The organism is Streptomyces sp. NPDC102258, assembly GCF_055584685.1.
Genome location: NZ_JBVJLO010000015.1, coordinates 87,505 through 106,163 on the forward strand (window position 1 = coordinate 87,505; position 18,659 = coordinate 106,163).

Consider the following 18,659-nt stretch of genomic DNA (forward strand, 5'->3'; position numbering starts at 1 on the left):
AGTCCGGCGCTTCGACACCATCCCTGGAGGTACCCGTGCACATCCGCCGCGCCGTCGTGGAGGACGTCCCCGAGCTGATACGGCTGCGCGCCGTCGCGCTGGAGTCCCTCGGGACGGATCCCGGGCCCCTGGACGCGCCCTGGCGGAGGGTCGCCGACGGGTGGTTCCGGGAGCGGCTGACCGGGCGGGCCGACGTGTGCTGCCTCGTCGCCGGCGGCGCTCCCGGCGAGCCGCTGGTGGCCACCGGCATGGCCTGGATCACGTACCACCTGCCCGCGCCCCGACAGCCCGACGGCCGCCGCGGCTACCTGGACGCGATCGTCACCGACAACGCCGCCCGCGGCCGGGGCCACGGCCGCCGGATCGTCGACGGCCTGGTGGAGTGGCTCCGCGGCCAGGGCGTCCACCTCGTCCAGCTGCACGCGAGCGCCGACGGCGACCCCGTCTACCGGGCGGCCGGCTTCACCGACGCCCGCTACCCCGGCATGGACCTCGTCATCGGCCCGGCTGCCTGACCGGCTCCAGCCGGGCCACCCGTCCCCGCTCGCCCGCCGCCCAACATCCGCCGTCGGCCGCGCAGTCGACGGTGTCGAAGGAGCCCGCGTCCAGGCTCCGCCAGGTGCGGCCCGCGTCCGTGGTGACGTCGGTGCCGGTCGGGCCGACCGCCAGGGCCGTGGCGTGCCTGTACGGATACCAGGCCGCGCCCGACCGGTAGGCCGGCGGCGGGGTGGCCGCCTGGCTCCAGCCCCGCCCGGAGTCGGCGGAGCGGGCCGCCGCGCGGGGCGAGGCCTGCCCGGCGCGGTAGTCACCGCCGACCGCGAGGCCCGTCGTACGGTCGCGGAAGGCCAGGGCGAAGACCCCGCGCGCCGGGTCCCCGGCCGGGAGGGTCGCGTCGGCGCCCCGCCAGGTCAGGCCCCGGTCGGCGGAGTGCAGCACCCGGGCGACCGGTCCGCCGCCGGTGGCCAGCCAGACGTCGCGCGGCCCGGACCCCGCCAGGCACTGCCCGCTCGCGGCGAAACCGGCCTCCCCGGGCAGCGCCGCCGGCATGCCCGCGTCCGGCAGCACCCGCCACGCCCGGCCGCCGTCGTCGGTGGCCAGGATCCGGAACTTCCCGTCCACGGGGTCGCTCATCGCCAGTCCGTGGCGGGCGTCTAGGAAGGTGAGGCAGTCGTAGAAGGCCCGCGGGTCGGGGTTGCGGAAGGCCTCGGTCCAGGTGGCGCCGCCATCCTCTGTGCGCAGGATCCGCGAGGCCTCGCCCTCCCCGATGGACAGCGCCACCGCCCGCCGCGCGTCGAACGCCTCGATGTCGCGCAGCTCCAGCCCCTCGGCGGCCGCGCCGGGCGGTGACACGTCCCGCCAGCTCCGCCCGCCGTCGGTGGTGCGCAGCACGGTCCCCTTCGAGCCGGCCACCCACGCCGCGTCGCGGCTGACCGCCGCGAGTCCCCGGAACCGGGCGTCCGTGCCGGTCGCCTTGAGCGCCCAGCCCGCGCCCCGCACGTCCGCGCCGGCGGTGTCCGACACGCCACCGCCGTCGGCCGGCGTCTGTGCCCGCGCCTGTGTCTGCGCCTGCACGGGCGTGGGCGCGACGACCGGTCCCGCGAGCCCCATCAGCAGCGCCGCCGCGCACGCGCCCACTCCCAGAAGTCCCATGGCGCCGGAAGTTAACGCAGCCCCCGTCCGGAGTCCAGGGTGCCTCCCCCGGACGGCCCGTTGCTCCTGTGGGGTGAGCGCTAACCGGACGATTTGCGATCACCCCGGGACGTACGTGACCGCGGAGGTGCCCTGTTCCCGCATCCCTCCCTCTCTCACTCTGTGCGATCACACGGGTGAGATCAGGCCAATCGGTGACACAGCTCACGTCATCCGCCGTGCACGGATTTGCCGATTCCGGCGTCTATCCGGTTGCCGGGCCCCACCCACGGCCGGCAGCAGATCCGCCGCAAGGGAGTGAGCCTTGATCACTGTCATCGAGCAGGCCGTACAGGCCCGACTGGTCGCCACCGCGCCGAAGGTCGAGACCGTGCCCGTCACCCTCTGCTACGACCGCGCGGATCCCTTCGCCGTCCGCATGTCGTTCCCGGCCCTGGCCACCCTGGAGGGCGTCGAAGTCGCCTGGACCTTCGCGCGGGAGCTGCTGCTGTCCGGGGTGCGGCACCCGTCCGGCTGCGGCGACGTGCGGGTGCGTCCGTACGACGGGGACCGCACGACGGTCGAGTTCCACGCGCCGGAGGGCGTGGCGATCGTGCTGATGCCGACGGACGAGCTCCAGCGGTTCCTGGACCGGGCCGCCACGGTCGTCCCGCCGGGGCTGGAGCACCTGTACCTCGACATGGACCACAGCCTGGACGAGCTGCTGCGCGGCTCCCGCTGACCCTGCCGCCACCCCTCCCTCCCGGCTTGGGCCGGTCCCGGTGGAGCGCGCCGCTCGCGCGCTCCACCGGGACCGGCCTCAATTCGTTTGCGGGCCGCTCCCGTCCGCCGTAGCTTCGTGAACGCCCCATCGCCGCCGAAACGGAGCAGGACATTGCTCGTCTGAGGTCCGAGACACCGACCGCCACCACATCCTTGTGACCCGTCGGCCGTCTCCCCGCGTTGCACGCACCATTCCACGCAACCTGGAGGCCTCCATGAGTCATCCCCCTGCCTTTCTCACCTGCTCCGCCCTGTCCTTCGACTGGCCTGACGGAACCCCCGTCTTCGACGGCCTGCAGCTGGCCGTCGGCCCCGGCCGCACCGGCCTGACCGGGCTCAACGGGTCGGGCAAATCCACCCTGTTGAAGCTCGCGGCGGGCGAGCTGACGCCGAGCGCGGGTCAGGTCTCCGTCGCCGGAACCCTCGGCTACCTCCCGCAGAACGCCTCCCTGGACACGGCCCTGCGCGTGGACGAGGCGCTCGGTGTCCACACCGCCCGCGCGGCTCTGCACGCCATCGAGGCGGGCGCGGCCACCGAGGCCGACTTCGCCGCCGTGGGCGACGACTGGGACGTGGAGGAACGGTCCCTGGCCACCCTCGACCAGCTGGGACTCGCCCGCGTCGGACTCGACCGCACCGTCGGCGAGCTCTCGGGCGGTGAATGCGTCCTGCTGCGGCTGGCGGCCCTGCTGCTGGCCCGCCCGGACGTGCTGCTGCTCGACGAACCCACCAACAACCTCGACCTGGCGGCCCGTCGCCGCCTGTACGCGGCGGTCGAGTCCTGGTCCAAGGTGCTGCTCCTGGTCAGCCACGACCGGGAGCTGCTGGACCGGGTCGACCAGATCGCCGACCTGCGCGACGGTGAAGTCCGCTGGTACGGGGGGAACTTCACCGAGTACGAGCGGATGCTCGCCGCCGAGCAGGACGCGGCCGAGCGGATGGTCCGCGTCGCGGAGGCCGACGTACAGCGCCAGAAGCGCGAACTGGCCGAGGCGCGGGCCAAACTGGCCCGGCGCCAGCGGTACGGCCAGAAGATGCAGGACAGCAAGCGCGAGCCGAAGATCGTCATGGGCAACCGCAAACGCGCCGCCCAGGAATCGGCGGGCAAACACCGGATCATGCACACCGAGAAGCTGGCGGACGCCTGCGAGCGGCTCGACCAGGCGGCCGAGGCGGTGCGCGACGACGCCGAGATCCGGATCAAGCTGCCCGCGACCCGGGTGCCACCGGGCCGGCGCGTCCTGACCCTGCGGGACCTGGGCCTCGCGCACGGGGCGTCGGCGCCGGGCGAGTGGGAGATCCGCGGTCCGGAGCGGATCGCCCTGGTCGGCGGCAACGGTTCGGGCAAGACCACCCTGCTGCGGACCCTGGCGGGGCTGGTGCCGCCCGAATCCGGGGAGTCGGTGACGCACGTGCCGACCCGCTTCCTGCCGCAGCGGCTCGACGTACTGGACGACGAGCGCTCGGTCGTGGAGAACGTGCTGCGATTCGCCCCGCACGCCACGAACAACGTCGTACGGGCTCGGCTCGCGCACTTCCTGTTCCGGGGCGGCCGGGCGGACCGGGCGGCCGGCACGTTGTCGGGCGGTGAACGGTTCCGGGCCACGCTGGCGGCGCTGCTGCTGGCGGAGCCCGCTCCGCAGCTGCTGATGTTGGACGAACCGACGAACAACCTCGATCTGGCGAGCGTACGACAGCTGTCGGGCGCCCTGGCGGCGTACGAGGGGGCCCTGCTGGTGGCGAGCCACGACGTGCCGTTCCTGGAGTCGGTCGGGATCACCCGATGGCTGCTGCTCGACGGAACGCTGCGGCCGTCCTCGGCGGAGGAGGTCCGGGAGGCGCTCTGGCACGACTGAGCCGACGCGCGCCGTCAAGGCGGGAGGCGGGGCCACCTTCTGGCGTGATTCTGACCTTTCTGAATCCGCTGGAGGGGCCCTTCAAATGCGCAGATAACCGGCGGTAACCGGACACAACGATGCCTGGGGCTTGGCTGGGCCTTGATGCCACCCTTAACCTACGACTCCGTAGGCTACGGAACCGTAGGTATTTCGCTTTGTCCCCAGGAGCACCCGTGACGATCACCTCTCCCCACCTCGGCAGCTCGCAGGCGTGGACCGACGCCAAGCTGCTGTACGCGCTGGAAGAGGTGGTGGAGAAGGAACTCGACCGCCACCTGAAGGTCACCAAGGACTGGATGCCCCACGAGTACGTCCCGTGGAGCGACGGCCGGAACTTCCCGGGCTTCTTCGAGGACGGCGAAGCGTGGGACCCGAAGCAGTCCAAGGTCACCGACATCGGCAAGATCGCGCTGGTCGTGAACCTGCTGACGGAGGACAACCTCCCCAGCTACCACCACGAGATCGCGACCCTCTTCGGCCGCGACGGCGCGTGGGGCACCTGGGTGCACCGCTGGACCGCGGAGGAGGGCCGGCACGGCATCGTGATGCGCGACTACCTGCTGGCGTCGCGCGCCGTGGACCCGGACAAGCTGGAAGCGTTCCGGATGCAGCACATGTCGGAGGGCTTCGAGTCCGACAACAGCCACTCGATGCTGCACTCGGTGGCGTACGTCGCCTTCCAGGAGCTGGCGACCCGGATCTCGCACCGCAACACCGGCCACCAGTCCGGTGACCCGGTCTGCGACCGGATGCTGGCGCGCATCGCGCAGGACGAGAACCTGCACATGATCTTCTACCGCAACCTGCTGGGCGCGGCCTTCGAGATGGCCCCGGACCTGACGATGCAGGCCGTGCGGGACGTGGTCGTCAACTTCCGGATGCCCGGCCACGGCATGCCCGGCTTCGAGCGGATGGCCGCGCAGATGGCGATCGGCGGGGTGTACAACCTGCGGATCCACCACGACGACGTGCTGAGCCCGGTGATCCGCTTCCTCAAGGTCATGGACATCGACGGGCTGGGCCCGGAGGGTCTGAAGGCCCAGGAGGAGCTCGGGCTGTTCATGGGCGGCCTGGACTCCGAGGCCCGCAAGTTCGACGAGCGCCTGGCGGCGCGCGCCGCGCGGGTGGCCGCCCGCAAGGGCTGACGCGGCCGTACACCGATGTGCCGAAGCCCTGGCGGGCCTGCCCGCCAGGGCTTCACCGCGTCCGGGTCCGGCTGCTCAGCCGCGCGGGCGCAGCGCCTGGCGCTCCGACTCGGACAGGCCGCCCCAGACCCCGAACCGCTCGTCGTTGGCCAGCGCGTACTCCAGACACGCCCGCCGCCCCTCGCACGCCCCGCACAGCCGCTTCGCGTCCCGGAGCGAGGAACCCGGCTCGGGGAAGAAGAACGAGGGCCCCGTCTGGGCACACAGCGCGAGCTCGTACCAGGCGGGGACGTTGGTGGCAGTGGTGTTCATCGACATGCCGCCGATCCTGCTGCCGCCCGATGGACGTCCGATCAACAGGTCATCAACACCCCGCCCCTCCCACTTCGCCCAGCCACCGCGCGAGCACGTCGAAGTGGCGGCCGCGGCGGGGTGGCCCGTGCCGCCGAACGGGATCAAGGGGCCGTCGACATCGAGAAAGAGCAGGGGGCGCTGTCCGGCGGGCGTCATGGTCCGAGCCTAGGCAGGGTCGTGCCGTCATGGCACGGGGTTCAGTCCTCGTGTTTCGCGCGGCTCGGCTGGACGCGTTTGGGTTCGCCCGGCATCTTCGGGTAGTCCGGCGGGTAGGGCATGTCCTCCAGGCCGTGTTCGTGTTCGTCCCGGGCCGCGAGTTCCAGTGCGGCCTCCAGGCTGAAGGCGTGCTCGTCCATGTCGGCGTGCAGGTCGCCCAGCTCGGCGAAGCGCGCCGGCATGGTCACGATGTCGAAGTCGCGCGGCTCCGCGTCATCGATCTCGTCCCAGCGCAGCGGCGCCGAGACCGGGGCGTGCGGGCGCGGGCGGACCGAGTAGGCCGAGGCGATGGTCCGGTCGCGCGCCGTCTGGTTGTAGTCGACGAAGATGCGCTCGCCGCGCTCCTCCTTCCACCAGGCGGTGGTGACCTTGCCCGGCATCCGCCGCTCCAGCTCCCGCCCCAGGGCGATCGCGCACCGGCGGACCTCGGTGAAGGTCCAGCGCGGGGCGATCGGCACGAACACATGCAGCCCGCGCCCGCCGGAGGTCTTGGGCCAGCCGCGCAGGCCCAGCTCCTCCAGCAGCGCCCGCAGTTCGTGGGCGGCGGCCACCGCGTGGTGGTAGTCGGTGCCCGGCTGCGGATCGAGGTCGATGCGCAGCTCGTCGGGCCGGTCGGTGTCCCCGCGGCGCACCGGCCAGGGGTGGAAGGTGAGGCAGCCCAGGTTGGCGGCCCACAGGACGGCGGCCGGCTCGGTGGGGCAGATCTCGTCCGCGGTGCGGCCGCTGGGGAAGGCGATGTGTGCGGTCGGGATCCAGTCGGGGAGGTTCTTCGGGGCGCGCTTCTGGAAGAAGGACTCGCCCTCCACCCCGTCGGGGAACCGCTCCAGGGTGGTGGGACGGTCGCGCAGCGCCCGGGTGATCCCGTCCGCGACGGCGAGGTAGTAGGCGGCGACGTCCCTCTTGGTGAGGCCGCGCTCGGGGAAGTACACCTTGTCCGGGCTGGACAGCCGTACCTTGCGCCCGCCGGCTTCGAGTTCGATCGCACCACCCGCAGCACCCATGTGCGCCACGGTAGGCGCGCCCGGCCGGACGCGCACACCGGGCGGGTCCGGACGTACCACCGCAGAATCGAAGGCATGGATCTGCCGGTGATGCCCCCCGTGAAACCGATGCTCGCCAAGTCCGTCGCGAAGATCCCGCCCGGCATGCAGTACGAGGCGAAATGGGACGGCTTCCGGGCGATCGTCCACCGCGACGGCGACGAACTCGAAATCGGCAGCCGCACCGGCAAGACGCTGAACCGGTACTTCCCCGAAGTGGTGGCGGCCCTGAAAGAGAACCTGCCGGCCCGCTGCGTGGTGGACGGGGAGATCGTGATCGTGCAGGGCGGGCGGCTCGACTTCGACCGGCTCACCGAGCGGATCCACCCCGCCGCGTCCCGCGTGAAACTGCTCGCCGGGACCACCCCCGCCAGCTTCGTCGCCTTCGACCTGCTCGCCCTGGACGACCGGTCGCTGCTCGACACTCCGCTCAGCGCCCGCCGTACCGCCCTGGTCGATGCCCTTTCCACCGCTCGGCCCCCCGTACACGTCGCGCCCGCCACCACCGACCCCGCGCTCGCGCGGCAGTGGTTCGAGCAGTTCGAAGGCGCCGGGCTGGACGGGGTCGTCGCGAAACCCCTCGACCTCCCCTACCGGCCCGACGCCCGCCTGATGTTCAAGATCAAGCACGAGCGTACGGCCGACGTCGTCCTCGCGGGTTTCCGTTTCCACAAGAGCGGTCCGATTGTCGGATCGCTGCTCCTGGGCCTGTACGACGACCACGGCGCGCTCCAGCACGTCGGGGTCTGCGCCGCCTTCCCGATGAAGCGCCGAGCCGAGCTGGTCAAGGAGCTGGAACCGCTGCGCATGCCCGACTCCGCCGGCCACCCCTGGGCGGCCTGGACGGAGGAGTCCGCGCACGAGAGCGCCCGGCTGCCGGGGGCGCAGAGCCGCTGGACCGGCAAGAAGGACCTGTCGTGGGTGCCACTGCGCCCGGAGCGCGTCTGCGAGGTGAGGTACGACCACATGGAGGGCGACCGCTTCCGGCACACCGCCCAGTTCAGCCGCTGGCGCCCGGACCGCACACCGGAGAGCTGCACGTACGCCCAGCTGGAGGAGGTCGTCGGCTACGACCTCGCCGAAGTCCTCGGCACACCCCTCTGACGCCCCCTTGCCGCCCGCCCACACGCCCGCCCGCACCGCGACGTCCCCGCCCGGCCTCTCAGCCGGCCGTCAGCTTCTCCCACTCCGCCCGGTCCGGCCCCACCGCGTTCGGCGCGTACTCCGGGCGGGCCGCGAGCCAGCGCGCCACCCGGGCCCGGATCAGGGGGTGCGCGTAGGCCCGCCCGGGCTGCTCCACGAGGTGGCGGACCCGCGCCCGGGCCCGCATGACCTCCGGGTCCTCCAGCGCGCACTCGAACAGCGCGGCCGCCTCGCGCGCCGTCCCCGTCCGGCCGGCCCGGGTCGCGAAGCGCTCCCCGATGGCCGCGTCCGCCACCACCTGGAAGTCGAACCAGGGCTTGAGGGTGCGCACCGCCCACGCGTGGTACCCGGCGGCGAACCGCGCCGACCCGGGGTCCTGGTGCGCGGTCCGGGCCACCCGGTGCGCGGCCCACAGCGCGAGCGAGGTCCCCTGCCCCAGGGTCGGATTGGTGTGGGTGAGCGCGTCGCCGACGGGGACCAGCCCGCTGACCACCGGACCCCGCTCGTCCGCGAGCGCGCTCCACCGGTTGTCCAGGCTCGCGGTGGCCAGTACCCCGGACAGCGGCACGGCCCCCAGGCCCAGCCAGGCCGCGCCGGGCGGGAAGGCCCGCGCCGCGGCCTCGAAGACGGCCGGCTCGCGCAGCGCCGAACGGGTGGGGTCCTCGGTGTGCACGAACAGGGTCACCGCGAAGACCCCGTTGTCCGCGGGGAAGACCGCGCACCCGGCGAAGCCGCCGCCGGTCACCGTCCACGGCCGGCGCGGCCCCTCCGGCACCCCGGCGGGCAGCCGGTACCAGCGGCAGAAGTACGCGAGCCCGGTACGGTGCCGCTCGACGGTGCCCGGCCGGCAGCCGGCCGCCGCCAGCCAGCGCTCGGCCCCGCCGCGCCGCCCGCCCGCGTCCACGACGAGGTCCCCCTCGTACGCGCCGCTCCGCGTGCTCACCCCGGTGACCCGGACCTCCGGGTCCCCGCCGCCTCCGGCCCCGGCCGCCCCCGAGACGGCCGTCACCCCGCAGACCGGCTCCCCGTAGTGCACCACCGCGCCCGGTTCGGCGCGCAGCGCGCTGGCCAGGGCGCTCTCCAGCACGATCCGGCGGGCCTGGAGCATGATCAGATCCTCGTCGCCGGGCCGCGCGGGCGGCCGTACGTCGAACCAGTCCAGCTCGTGCCACTCGCGGGCCCCCAGCCGGAGCATCTCGGCGTGGACGTCGGGCAGTTCGCTGACCAGCACCTTGCGGGCGGCGCCGAGCAGCGCGTGCGGCTGGGCGGCCTGCGGTACGGCGGGGCGGCGCCAGCCGAAGAAGTCCCGGTCGAGGGCGGTGCCGGGCGCGCGGGTGTCCCGCTCGAACAGCTCGACGGTGTGCCCCCGCCGGGCGGCGAGCAGGGCTGCCGCGAGACCGGCGACCCCTCCGCCGATGACCAGCACGTGTGCCATGCGCGTTCCCCCGAACCGACGAACCGTACGACGATCAGACCGCCCAGAGCCTGCACGGATGGGCCCTGACCGAAACCCGCACATCCGTCCGATTCCCTCCCCTTCCCCCCGATGGCCCCGCACACCTCCGGGGTTTGACAAACCGTCGCACCGGCCGGGCAAATGGAGCCATGGCTACCGAAGACCAGAACCAGAACGGGCAGACCACGCAGGCCGGGCGGACCACGCAGACCGCGCAGACCGTACGAGCCGTCCCGCAGCCCAACGCCGTCGTCGGCGTCGGACTGATCGTGCTCGGCGACGACGGCCGGGTCCTGCTCGGCCAGGCCCACGACGGCCGCTGGGAGCTGCCCGGCGGCAAGGTCGACCCCGGCGAGGGCTTCGAGCAGGCCGCCGCCCGCGAACTCGCCGAGGAAACGGATCTGCGGGCCGACCCCGGGGGCATCGAGGTCCTCGCGGTCCAGATCGACGCCGCCTCCGGCCTGACCCGGCTGACCGCCGCCGCCGTCACCCGGACCGCCAAGGGCAGTCCCACCGTCACCGAGCCGCACAAGATCGCCCGTTGGGAGTGGTTCTCCCCGGCCGAGGTACCCGCCGCCCTCTACCCGCCCACGGCCGCCGTGCTCCGCACCTGGCGCCCGGACCTCCCGATGCTGCCGTACGTGCCCTCGTACGACTACCCGACGGACCCGGCGGGCGCGACGGTCGCGCTGCACACCCCGTAGGCCCACCCGTAGGCGGAACCGGGGGTCAGCACGACCCCCGCCCACCGCCTACCCCCGCGCCGCCAGCCGTGGCGCGAAGTTGCCCTCGCGCAGGTCCTCCGCCAGCAGCCGCTTCGCGATCGCGTCCGCCGCCACCCGCAGCTCGGCGCTGCGCGGCCGCCCCCGGTCCTGCTCCAGCCGGTCGCCGAGCCACCGCGCCCACGCCTCCGAGATCACCCCCGCCTCCCGCTCCCCCGCCCGCGTCAGCGCGAAGTAACCGTTCTGCCGGGTCAGGAAGCCCTCTTCCGACATCCGGTCGAAGACCGGCAGGAGCACCTCGGGCGGCAGCGAGCACCGCGCCGCGACCAGGCCGAGGCTGGCGTGGCCGACCGTCCGCGTCAGCAGGTCCACCTGCATCACGGCCCACGCGCCCGCGATGTCCAGCCGCGTGTCCGAGCCGTCGACGATCCCGCGCGCCGTATCGGGCCCCATGGTCCGTACGAGCTGGCCGACCGCCAGCTCCAGCAGTGTGGCCGAATCCCCCGAGGCCGTGACCGGCGAGCCGAACCCGTCGCCCATGTCCGTGGACGCGGCGCGGGCGCTGTCGCGCAGCGGCACCTGCTTGAGGAAGAGGGCGACGACGAAGCCGACGGCGGCCACCGGCACCGTCCACAGGAACACGGTGTGCAGGGCCTCGGCGTACGCGGCGATGACCGGCCCGGCGGCCGCCGGATCCAGCCCGAGCACCCCCTGCGGGCTCTGCGCGGCGGCGCTCAGGGCCGCCGGATCCGCCCCGATGGCCCGGGCGGCCTCGGCGACGCCCGCCTTCAGCGCGGGCTCCAGGCTGTTGGCGTAGATCGTCCCGAAGACGGCGGTCCCGAAGGCGCTGCCGAGCGTACGGAAGAAAGTGACGCCGGAGGTGGCCGTGCCGAGGTCCGCGTAGTCGACGGTGTTCTGCACGGCGATGGTGAGCACCTGCATGCACAGGCCGATCCCGACGCCCAGCACGAACATGTACAGCGATTCCAGCCAGGCCCCGGTCTGCGGCCCCATCCGCGACAGCAGGTACAGCCCGACACCCATGACCGCGCTGCCGACGATCGGGAAGATCCGGTAGCGCCCCGTCTTGCCGGTGACGTTGCCGCTGAAGACGGACGCGATGAGCAGCCCGATGACCAGCGGCAGCGTCCGTACGCCGGAGACGGTGGCCGAGTTGCCGTCCACGTACTGGAGGTAGGTCGGCAGGAAGGTCATCGCGCCGAGCATGGCGAAGCCGACCACGAAGCTCAGCACCGAACACACGGAGAAGACGGGGTTGCGGAAGAGCCGCATCGGCAGCATCGGTTCGGCGGCCCGCGTCTCCACCAGGCAGAACAGGGCCAGGGCCAGCGCGCCGCCCGCGAACAGGCCGATGATGACGGGAGAGCTCCACGCGTACTCGTTCCCGCCCCAGCTGGTGGCCAGGATCAGCGCGCTGGCGCCGACCGTGACCAACGCGATGCCCGGGTAGTCGATGACGGGCCGTCCGGCGGCCCGTACCGAGGGGATCGTACGGGCGGCCGCGATGACCACCAGGATCGCGATCGGGACGTTGACGTAGAAGGCCCAGCGCCAGCTCAGGTGGTCGGTGAAGAGGCCGCCCAACAGCGGACCGATGACCGTCGCGACGCCGAAGACCGCCCCGATGGCGCCCTGGTACTTGCCGCGTTCGCGCAGCGGCACCACGTCCGCGATCAGCGCCATCGAGGTGACCATCAGACCGCCGGCGCCGACGCCCTGCACGCCCCGCCACAGGATGAGCATCGTCATGTTGCCGGCGAGGCCGCAGAGGAACGAGCCGGTGATGAAGACGATGGCGGAGATCTGGAAGACGAGCTTGCGCCCGAACTGGTCGCCGAACTTGCCCACCAGTACCGTCGCGACGGTCTCCGCGAGCAGGTACGCGGTCACCACCCACGACATGTGGGCCGCCCCGCCCAGGTCCGCGACGATGGTGGGCAGGGCGGTGCCGACGATGGTCTGGTCGAGTGCGGCCAGCAGCACGCCCAGCATGATCGTGCCGAAGATGACGTTGCGCCGCCGCCGGTCGATCACGGGCGGCGCGGCGGCCGGGACGGTGGCTGTGGTCACTCTCGCACTGTCACAGCGCGCCCCCGCCCCCGCATGCCGCAAGCCGCCGTACGGGTGAACGTACGCGGGTGGCCGTACGCGACCGGCCCCCTCAGCGCAGGTAGGCCAGACCCGGGTGCTCCGCCGCGTACTCCTCCAGCAGCCGCCGGGCCACCGTCACCGAGTCCACCAGCGGATGCAGCGCGAAGGCCTTCACCGCGTCGGCCCGGGACCCGCTCGCGGCGGCGGCGAGGACCTCCCGTTCGGCCGCCTTGACCGAGGTGACCAGCCCCACCGCGTGCAGCGGCAGCGGGTCCACGGACACGGGGTGGGCGCCGTTGGCGTCGACCAGGCAGGGCACCTCGATCACCGCCTCGTCGTCGAGCACCGCCAGGGTGCCGCGGTTGCGGACGTTGAGGATGAGGGTGGCCCGCTCGTCGCGCGCGATGGCCCGCATCAGGGCGAGGGCGACCTTCTCGTACCCGCCGGATTCCAGGTCGCTGTCCTCGCGCGCGCCGGCGCCCGCCACCTCGCGGTTCTCCGACATGTACGTGGCCTCGCGCTCGGCCCGCGTCCGGTCCCAGGCGGCGAGCGCATCCCCGGCGGCGCCGCCCGCCTCCCGGCCGGTCTCGGCGTAGAAGGCGTGCTGCTGGTCGCGCAGGAAGGCGCCGCGCGTCCGCTTCGCCTCCTGGTAGGCGCGGACGGTGTCCCGGTTGAAGTAGTAGTAGTGCAGGTACTCGTTGGGGACCGCGCCGAGCGAGCGCAGCCACGGCGCTCCGAAGAGCCGGCCCTCCTCGAAGGACTCCAGCGCCCGCTCGTCGGCCAGCAGCCGGGGCAGTTCGTCCCGGCCGGCGACGCGCAGGCCCCGTACCCAGCCCAGGTGGTTGAGGCCGACGTAGTCGATCCAGGCGTCCTGCGGGCGGACGCCGAGCAGCCGGGCGATGCGGCGGCCGAGCCCGACCGGCGAGTCGCAGATCCCGATGACCCGGTCGCCGAGCACCTCGGCCATGGCCTCGGTGACCACTCCGGCCGGGTTGGTGAAGTTGATGACCCACGCGTCCGGGGCCGTACGGGCGATCCTGCGGGCGATCTCGCGCACCACGGGAACGGTCCGCAGGCCGTACGCGATCCCGCCCGCGCCGACCGTCTCCTGGCCCAGCACCCCCTCGGCCAGGGCGATCCGCTCGTCGGCGGCGCGGCCCTCCAGCCCGCCGACGCGCAGGGCGGAGAAGACGAAGTCGGCGCCGCGCAGGGCCTCGTCCAGGTCCCGGGTGGCGGTGACGGAGGGGGCCCCGTGCGAGCCCGCCGCCGCGGCCTGGTCGGCGAGGACGCGGGCCATGGCGGTGAGCCGGCCGGGGTCCTCGTCGTAGAGCGTCACATGGGACACCCTGCCCTCGCCGCGGTCCCCGAGGAGGGCTCCGTAGACGAGCGGAACACGGAATCCGCCCCCGCCGAGGATGGTCAACCGCACGCCCTTACCGCCTTTCGCCGTCACGACCGGTGCCACGGACCACGCGCCGGGCCACGGAGTACGAGCCCGCGGACAGGGGCAGACCACCCGCGCCGCACCGCCCGCACCATCAGCACCACCCGCACCGGATGCCACGATCGGTGACATCCGGCCGATGACGCGGATCGTGGCATCCGACACCGCTGCACGCGACGCCCCGGCGGCACACGCCCCGCGGCACCGCTTCAGGGGACCAGTGTCCCCCGCCCGCTCACTCCACCGGCGACGGCACGGCCCGCAGCCGCGCCCCCTGCTGCTGCGGGAACGCGGTGCCACCGCGCACGGGACCCGAGGGCACGCCCTGCGGGGCGGACAGCACCAGGGTGATCCGGGTGAGTCCCATGCCCTCCAGCATCCGGCTGGATTCCGCCACCATCCGGCACCGCACGACGCCGTACCCGGGGTCGGGGTGACGGACCGTCCGCACGGCGCCGTCCTGCTCGGCGGCCGCCTCCCCGTGGGTGCTCAGCCAGTGCGGGACCCCGTACCGGTAGGCCGCCTCCATGAACGGGTCACGGGCCACCTCCTGACGGATGCTCCGCAGTCCCTCGTCCTCGGGGGCGGCGGCGAGCGCGGTCGCGAACTGGGCCAGCAGCGGTACGCACCAGGCCGGTTCGTGGTCCTCCAGCACGGCCGCGGCGTCCGGGTGGAACAGCACGAAGCGCAGGAAGTTGTCGTCCGGCAGGGCCGTCGGATGCGGGCGCACCGACTGGAACAGCCGGTCGAAGGCCGAATTGGTGAGCGCGACGTCCCAGCGGTGGTCCACCAGGAAGCTCGGGTACGGGACGGCCTCCATCAGGGCCGCGTAGTCGCACAGGTAGTCGCGCTGGGCCGGGTCCTGGGGCAGCCGGTTCTCCTCGGCCGCGCGCCAGGTGGGCGGCGGGTCCCGGTCGACCATGACCCGGAACAGCCAGAAGCACTGCCGCTCGCTCATCTCCAAGGCCTCGGCCAGGGCGAGGAGCTTGCGGTCCGTCCACTCCTTGACGAGCCCGCGCTCCCAGTTCCCGTACGCACGTACGCTGATGCGCAGGCGGGACGCGAGGTCCTCCTGGCTCAGGCCCAGCTCCTCGCGGCGCTGGCGCAAAATCTCCTTGCGTCGCTCCGACCGCACTGCGCCACGGACGGACTCCTCGCCCGCCAGGCGTTCCTCACCGGCTCGGACGAGGCCATCAGACGGGCCCACCGCTGCGAGATGTGGCACCGAGAGCTCCCCCTCCTCACGGTCTGGATCTTCATTTCCGTGTGGCGATCCTGCTACCGACTTCATTCGAGTGTCAACTATTGTGGCAATTCCAGCCTCGCGACAGCTCATTCCCGCCACAGCTGTGGCAAGTTCTAGCTCTCCCGAGGCAGACCGGATAGATTCCCTGAGGCCGACCCCGTGCCCACTGACCTCGCGCGATCTAGGAGAACCACTGGTGACAGACGGCTTCCCGGCTCCCGTCGCGGTGGCCAACGCGCCCCTGGCAGCGACCGTCACGCGGGTCGCCGAACTCGCGAACAAATTGGGCCGAACTCGCAACCAGGTCTTCGACCTGCGGCGGCTCTCGGAGGCCTCCGGGGTCCCGACAGACGTGATCAAGACCCTGCTCGACGGCCGCCCGGCCGGCGAACCCGATCTCCAGGCGCGCTTCCTCCAGCGCCTCGACCTGCTGCGGCGCACCCGGGTGAAGCCCAACGGCCGCCGCTACACCCAGCAGGAGATCGCGGACGGCGCGGGCATGTCCCGCCAGCAGGCGGGCGCCCTGATCAACGGCGACCGCCGCCCCACCATGGAGCACTGTGACGCGATCCAGCGCTTCTTCGGGGTGCACGCGGGCTTCCTCACCGCCCACGACGCCGACGCCCTCACCGACGCGCTCCAGCGGACCGAGCAGCAGCTCCTCCAGGACTTCGCGGCGCGCGAACGGCAGACCGTGACCCCCGAGGCCGCTTCGGCAGGCGATCCGCTGGCAAGACTCCTGCAGAACCACGGTGTGCGGGGCATCGCCTGGCGCGCCGCCCAACTGCCCAGCGACAAGCACCGGGACAAGGTGACCGAATGGCTGGACATGCTTCTCGAAAGCGTCAAACCGAACGAATCATGACCCAGTCGAAAGTCTGGATCTGATCCTTGAGTCCTGATCCGGATCCGCGCCGACGGGGAGAACGGTGAGCATAGGCAGAGCGCAGCGGCGGTTGTGCGGGGAACTGGTGGCCGGCCTCAAGCTGCCCGCCCCCGTGGAGCCCCTGGACCTCTACGCCGCCCTCTGCGAGGGCATGAGCCGGCACCGCGGGCGCCCGGTGGAGTTCCGGATGGCCGCCTTCCCGCAGGGGACGGCCAGCGGGCTCTGGCTCGACATGGCGGACCGCGACCTGGTGGTCATCGAGGAACGCACGGCACCCGACCACCAGCTGGTGATCCTGGGCCACGAGCTGTGGCACATGAAGGCGGGCCACTGCAGCCACCACGTCGACGGCGCCGCCGTCGCCGCACGCCTCCTGGCCGACGACGCCGACCTCGGCGAGACGGTCCGCGAGACCGTGCGCAGCGTCGCGGCGCGCACCCGTGCCGACGTCCAGGAGGAGACGGAGGCCGAGACCTTCGGCCTCCTGCTGGGCAGCCGCTGCCGCACCTGGCTGGCCGGGTCCTCCGGCCTGCGGGCGCCGGCCCAGCGGGACGAGCTGGCGGGCCGCATCGAGACCTCCCTCGGCTACCGGGGGCACAGGAACGACCGTTGAACGGACAGGACTACTACATCCCGGCAGTGGCGATGGCGGTCTCCCTCGTCGCCAAGCTGCCGGCCCTGCGCACCCACTGGCGCGATCCGCTCCTGCGGTCGGTCTGCGTCCTGCTGGTCCTGGCCACGGCGGTGTTCACCTTCGCCGCCCCGCCCACCATCGCGGCCGTCAACCGCTGGACCGGGATCCCCAACTTCTCGGCGCCGCTGGTGTACTGCCTGATGACGGCCTTCAGCGCGTCCTGCCTGATCCTGATGTTCAACTGGCGCGGCGGCCCGGCGGCGGAGATCCGGCGCACGACGCTGCGCTGGATCACCGGCTACTCCGTGGTGATCGTGGCGATCGTGGTGTTCGCGGTCCTCGGCGACACACCCGTCGAGCGGCTGCGCGACTTCGACACGTACTACGCGAACACCCCTTACGTCCGGCTGATGATCGTCGCCTACCTGCTGGCGCACAACGTGGCCGCCGTGACGATGGTCGCGATGTGCTGGGGCTGGTCGGTCCAGGTCCGCGGCTGGCTGCGGGCCGGGCTGGTGATCATCGTGTCCGGGTACTCCATCAGCCTCACCTACGACGCCACGAAGATCTCCGCGGTCGGCGCCCGCTGGCTCGGCCACGACCTGGACTTCCTCAGCACCTACGTGGCCCCGCCGCTGGCCTCCGCCGCGGCGCTGGTCAGCGCGGTCGGCTTCGTCCTGCCGCTGGTGTGCCAGCGGGTGTCGGACAGCTGGCGGACCTGGACGACGTACCGGCGCCTCGGCGCGTTGTGGCACGAGGTGCGCAGCATCGCCCCGGGCACCCCGTGCGTGCGGATGTCCTGGTGGTCCCCGGCCGAGATCCGGGTGATCCAGCGGGAGTCCGACATCCACGACGGCTTCCTGCGGCTCGGCCCCTGCTTCGACCGCCGCCACCGCGACTCCGCGTACGAGCGGGCCCGCGCGGCCGGGGCGGACGAGGAGACGGCCCGCGCCGTGGCGGACGCGGCGATGGTCGCGGCGGCCGTACGCACGAGCGCCGCCGCCCCCGAGGGGACGGCGGACGCGGCCGGGGACGGCGAGCAGGTGCTGGTGGCGGCCGACGGCCCCCGCGACCTCGTCCGGATCTCCGACGCCCTGCGGCACTCCCCGGTGGTGGCGGCGGCCCGGCGCCAGGCGGCGCTGTCCGTCACCTGACGGCGGGGCCGCCGGGTCTCAGCGCGAGGCGGTCACCGTCACGGCCGGGAACAGGTCCTGGAAGGGCCCGGCGGAATCGGTGCCCTCCCGCCCGTAGGGGGCGTCGAAGCTCCACACCATGAACAGCAGGAAGACGATCAGCGCGCTGAACAGGCCCGCCAGCAGCAGTTCCCGGCCCGAGCGCCGGATCTGCAGGGTGAAGATCAGCCCGATGGTGACGAGGCCGCCCACCACCAGTCCGAACCAGACCACGCCCGGCAGGGTGGACTCGTCGCTCTGGGTGCGGGAGTGGCGGGCGTCGTCGGCCGCCGCGATGTGGTCCAGCAGCGGCTGGTAGGCCTGGGCCTGGAGTTCATTGGCCGGACTCTGGTGGGTGACGTCGCCGCGCAGCTTGCCGAGCAGCTGGGCGCCCTCCTCGGAGGCGGCCTGCCCGGAGACCAGCCGCGGCCAGTCCACGCTGACGGTGTGGGAGACGTACGCGTCCACCTCGCCGCGGATCCGGTCGCGGACGGGCACCGGGTAGACGTCGGCGCGCTGGGTGACCTCGTACAGGGACTGCGCCTCGCGGCGCACGCTGTCCTCGGCCGAGCCGCGCGCCTCCCAGACTCCGGCGATGGCCAGGCCCAGGACGATCGCGTAGACCACGCCGACCATCATCGTCATGTACTCGATGACGTCAGGGGTTTCGCTGGTGTCCTCGTCGGCCGCGACCCGGCGGTGCCGGATCGTGGTGATGGTGAGGACGACGGCGCAGACGAGCGCCATGGCGATGGCCAGGACCAGCCATTCGGACACGA

17 protein-coding genes are annotated in these 18,659 nt (G+C 72.9%); 9 read left to right on the forward strand and 8 right to left on the reverse strand.

The features are described from left to right. The first annotated feature begins 35 nt into the window (after positions 1 to 35). Positions 36 to 515 (forward strand): GNAT family N-acetyltransferase, encoded by a 480-nt coding sequence (locus ACZ6ZT_RS23995; protein ID WP_469721919.1) that lies wholly within the window; start codon positions 36 to 38, stop codon positions 513 to 515. Here ACZ6ZT_RS23995 and ACZ6ZT_RS24000 read toward each other — a convergent pair. Continuing rightward, a complete protein-coding gene (locus ACZ6ZT_RS24000) occupies positions 496 to 1,650 on the reverse strand; it encodes a WD40/YVTN/BNR-like repeat-containing protein (RefSeq protein WP_469721920.1) in 1,155 nt (384 codons plus the stop codon). The genes ACZ6ZT_RS23995 and ACZ6ZT_RS24000 overlap by 20 nt on opposite strands. Before the next feature lie 304 nt (positions 1,651 to 1,954). Here ACZ6ZT_RS24000 and ssgD point away from each other — a divergent pair, with 304 nt between their 5' ends. From ssgD to ACZ6ZT_RS24015, 3 genes are all read left to right on the forward strand, one after another. Continuing rightward, complete coding sequence (gene ssgD, locus ACZ6ZT_RS24005) at positions 1,955 to 2,371, forward strand: spore wall synthesis regulator SsgD (RefSeq protein WP_469721921.1); 417 nt, start codon at positions 1,955 to 1,957, stop codon at positions 2,369 to 2,371. Between the two features lie 256 nt (positions 2,372 to 2,627). Next, positions 2,628 to 4,268 (forward strand): ABC-F family ATP-binding cassette domain-containing protein, encoded by a 1,641-nt coding sequence (locus ACZ6ZT_RS24010; protein WP_469721922.1) that lies wholly within the window; start codon positions 2,628 to 2,630, stop codon positions 4,266 to 4,268. A gap of 215 nt (positions 4,269 to 4,483) precedes the next feature. Continuing rightward, positions 4,484 to 5,455, forward strand: coding sequence for an acyl-ACP desaturase (locus tag ACZ6ZT_RS24015; RefSeq protein WP_469721923.1), 972 nt, complete (start codon positions 4,484 to 4,486; stop codon positions 5,453 to 5,455). Between the two features lie 75 nt (positions 5,456 to 5,530). Here the strand turns inward: ACZ6ZT_RS24015 and ACZ6ZT_RS24020 are convergent, their stop codons facing one another. Beyond that, a complete protein-coding gene (locus tag ACZ6ZT_RS24020; protein ID WP_469722012.1) occupies positions 5,531 to 5,773 on the reverse strand; it encodes a WhiB family transcriptional regulator in 243 nt (80 codons plus the stop codon). Positions 5,774 to 6,006: 233 nt separating this feature from the next. Then, positions 6,007 to 7,026: a non-homologous end-joining DNA ligase gene (ligD, locus tag ACZ6ZT_RS24025; protein ID WP_469721924.1), complete on the reverse strand. Its 1,020-nt coding sequence runs from the start codon at positions 7,024 to 7,026 to the stop codon at positions 6,007 to 6,009. 75 nt (positions 7,027 to 7,101) lie between these two features. On the opposite strand from ligD, the gene ACZ6ZT_RS24030 reads away from it, so the two are divergent. Next, positions 7,102 to 8,169: an ATP-dependent DNA ligase gene (locus ACZ6ZT_RS24030; RefSeq protein ID WP_469721925.1), complete on the forward strand. Its 1,068-nt coding sequence runs from the start codon at positions 7,102 to 7,104 to the stop codon at positions 8,167 to 8,169. A 58-nt stretch (positions 8,170 to 8,227) separates the two neighbouring features. Here the strand turns inward: ACZ6ZT_RS24030 and ACZ6ZT_RS24035 are convergent, their stop codons facing one another. Further along, positions 8,228 to 9,643 carry an NAD(P)/FAD-dependent oxidoreductase gene (locus ACZ6ZT_RS24035; protein ID WP_469721926.1) on the reverse strand — a complete coding sequence of 472 codons (1,416 nt, stop codon included), beginning with the start codon at positions 9,641 to 9,643 and terminating at the stop codon, positions 8,228 to 8,230. 170 nt (positions 9,644 to 9,813) lie between these two features. On the opposite strand from ACZ6ZT_RS24035, the gene ACZ6ZT_RS24040 reads away from it, so the two are divergent. Beyond that, positions 9,814 to 10,368 (forward strand): nucleotide triphosphate diphosphatase NUDT15, encoded by a 555-nt coding sequence (locus tag ACZ6ZT_RS24040; protein ID WP_469721927.1) that lies wholly within the window; start codon positions 9,814 to 9,816, stop codon positions 10,366 to 10,368. A 48-nt stretch (positions 10,369 to 10,416) separates the two neighbouring features. Here ACZ6ZT_RS24040 and ACZ6ZT_RS24045 read toward each other — a convergent pair whose 3' ends face one another. The 3 genes from ACZ6ZT_RS24045 to ACZ6ZT_RS24055 all read right to left on the reverse strand — a co-directional run bounded on the left by ACZ6ZT_RS24045 (position 10,417) and on the right by ACZ6ZT_RS24055 (position 15,050). Beyond that, on the reverse strand, positions 10,417 to 12,477 hold the full coding sequence (locus ACZ6ZT_RS24045; RefSeq protein WP_469721928.1) for an MDR family MFS transporter: 2,061 nt from the start codon (positions 12,475 to 12,477) through the stop codon (positions 10,417 to 10,419). Between the two features lie 91 nt (positions 12,478 to 12,568). Beyond that, positions 12,569 to 13,927, reverse strand: coding sequence for a 6-phospho-beta-glucosidase (locus ACZ6ZT_RS24050; protein WP_469721930.1), 1,359 nt, complete (start codon positions 13,925 to 13,927; stop codon positions 12,569 to 12,571). 250 nt (positions 13,928 to 14,177) lie between these two features. Beyond that, positions 14,178 to 15,050 (reverse strand): helix-turn-helix domain-containing protein, encoded by an 873-nt coding sequence (locus ACZ6ZT_RS24055; RefSeq protein WP_469721931.1) that lies wholly within the window; start codon positions 15,048 to 15,050, stop codon positions 14,178 to 14,180. A 334-nt stretch (positions 15,051 to 15,384) separates the two neighbouring features. Here ACZ6ZT_RS24055 and ACZ6ZT_RS24060 point away from each other — a divergent pair, with 334 nt between their 5' ends. From ACZ6ZT_RS24060 to ACZ6ZT_RS24070, 3 genes are all read left to right on the forward strand, one after another. After that, a complete protein-coding gene (locus ACZ6ZT_RS24060; RefSeq protein ID WP_469721933.1) occupies positions 15,385 to 16,053 on the forward strand; it encodes a helix-turn-helix domain-containing protein in 669 nt (222 codons plus the stop codon). A gap of 64 nt (positions 16,054 to 16,117) precedes the next feature. Next, positions 16,118 to 16,687 carry a toxin-antitoxin system, toxin component gene (locus ACZ6ZT_RS24065; RefSeq protein WP_469721934.1) on the forward strand — a complete coding sequence of 190 codons (570 nt, stop codon included), beginning with the start codon at positions 16,118 to 16,120 and terminating at the stop codon, positions 16,685 to 16,687. Beyond that, complete coding sequence (locus tag ACZ6ZT_RS24070) at positions 16,684 to 17,862, forward strand: MAB_1171c family putative transporter (protein ID WP_469721935.1); 1,179 nt, start codon at positions 16,684 to 16,686, stop codon at positions 17,860 to 17,862. Before ACZ6ZT_RS24065 ends, ACZ6ZT_RS24070 begins: the two co-directional genes overlap by 4 nt. A gap of 18 nt (positions 17,863 to 17,880) precedes the next feature. Here the strand turns inward: ACZ6ZT_RS24070 and ACZ6ZT_RS24075 are convergent, their stop codons facing one another. Then, entirely contained in the window at positions 17,881 to 18,657 is a 777-nt protein-coding gene (locus ACZ6ZT_RS24075; RefSeq protein WP_469721937.1) for a bestrophin-like domain, read from the reverse strand. Positions 18,658 to 18,659 lie beyond the last annotated feature (2 nt).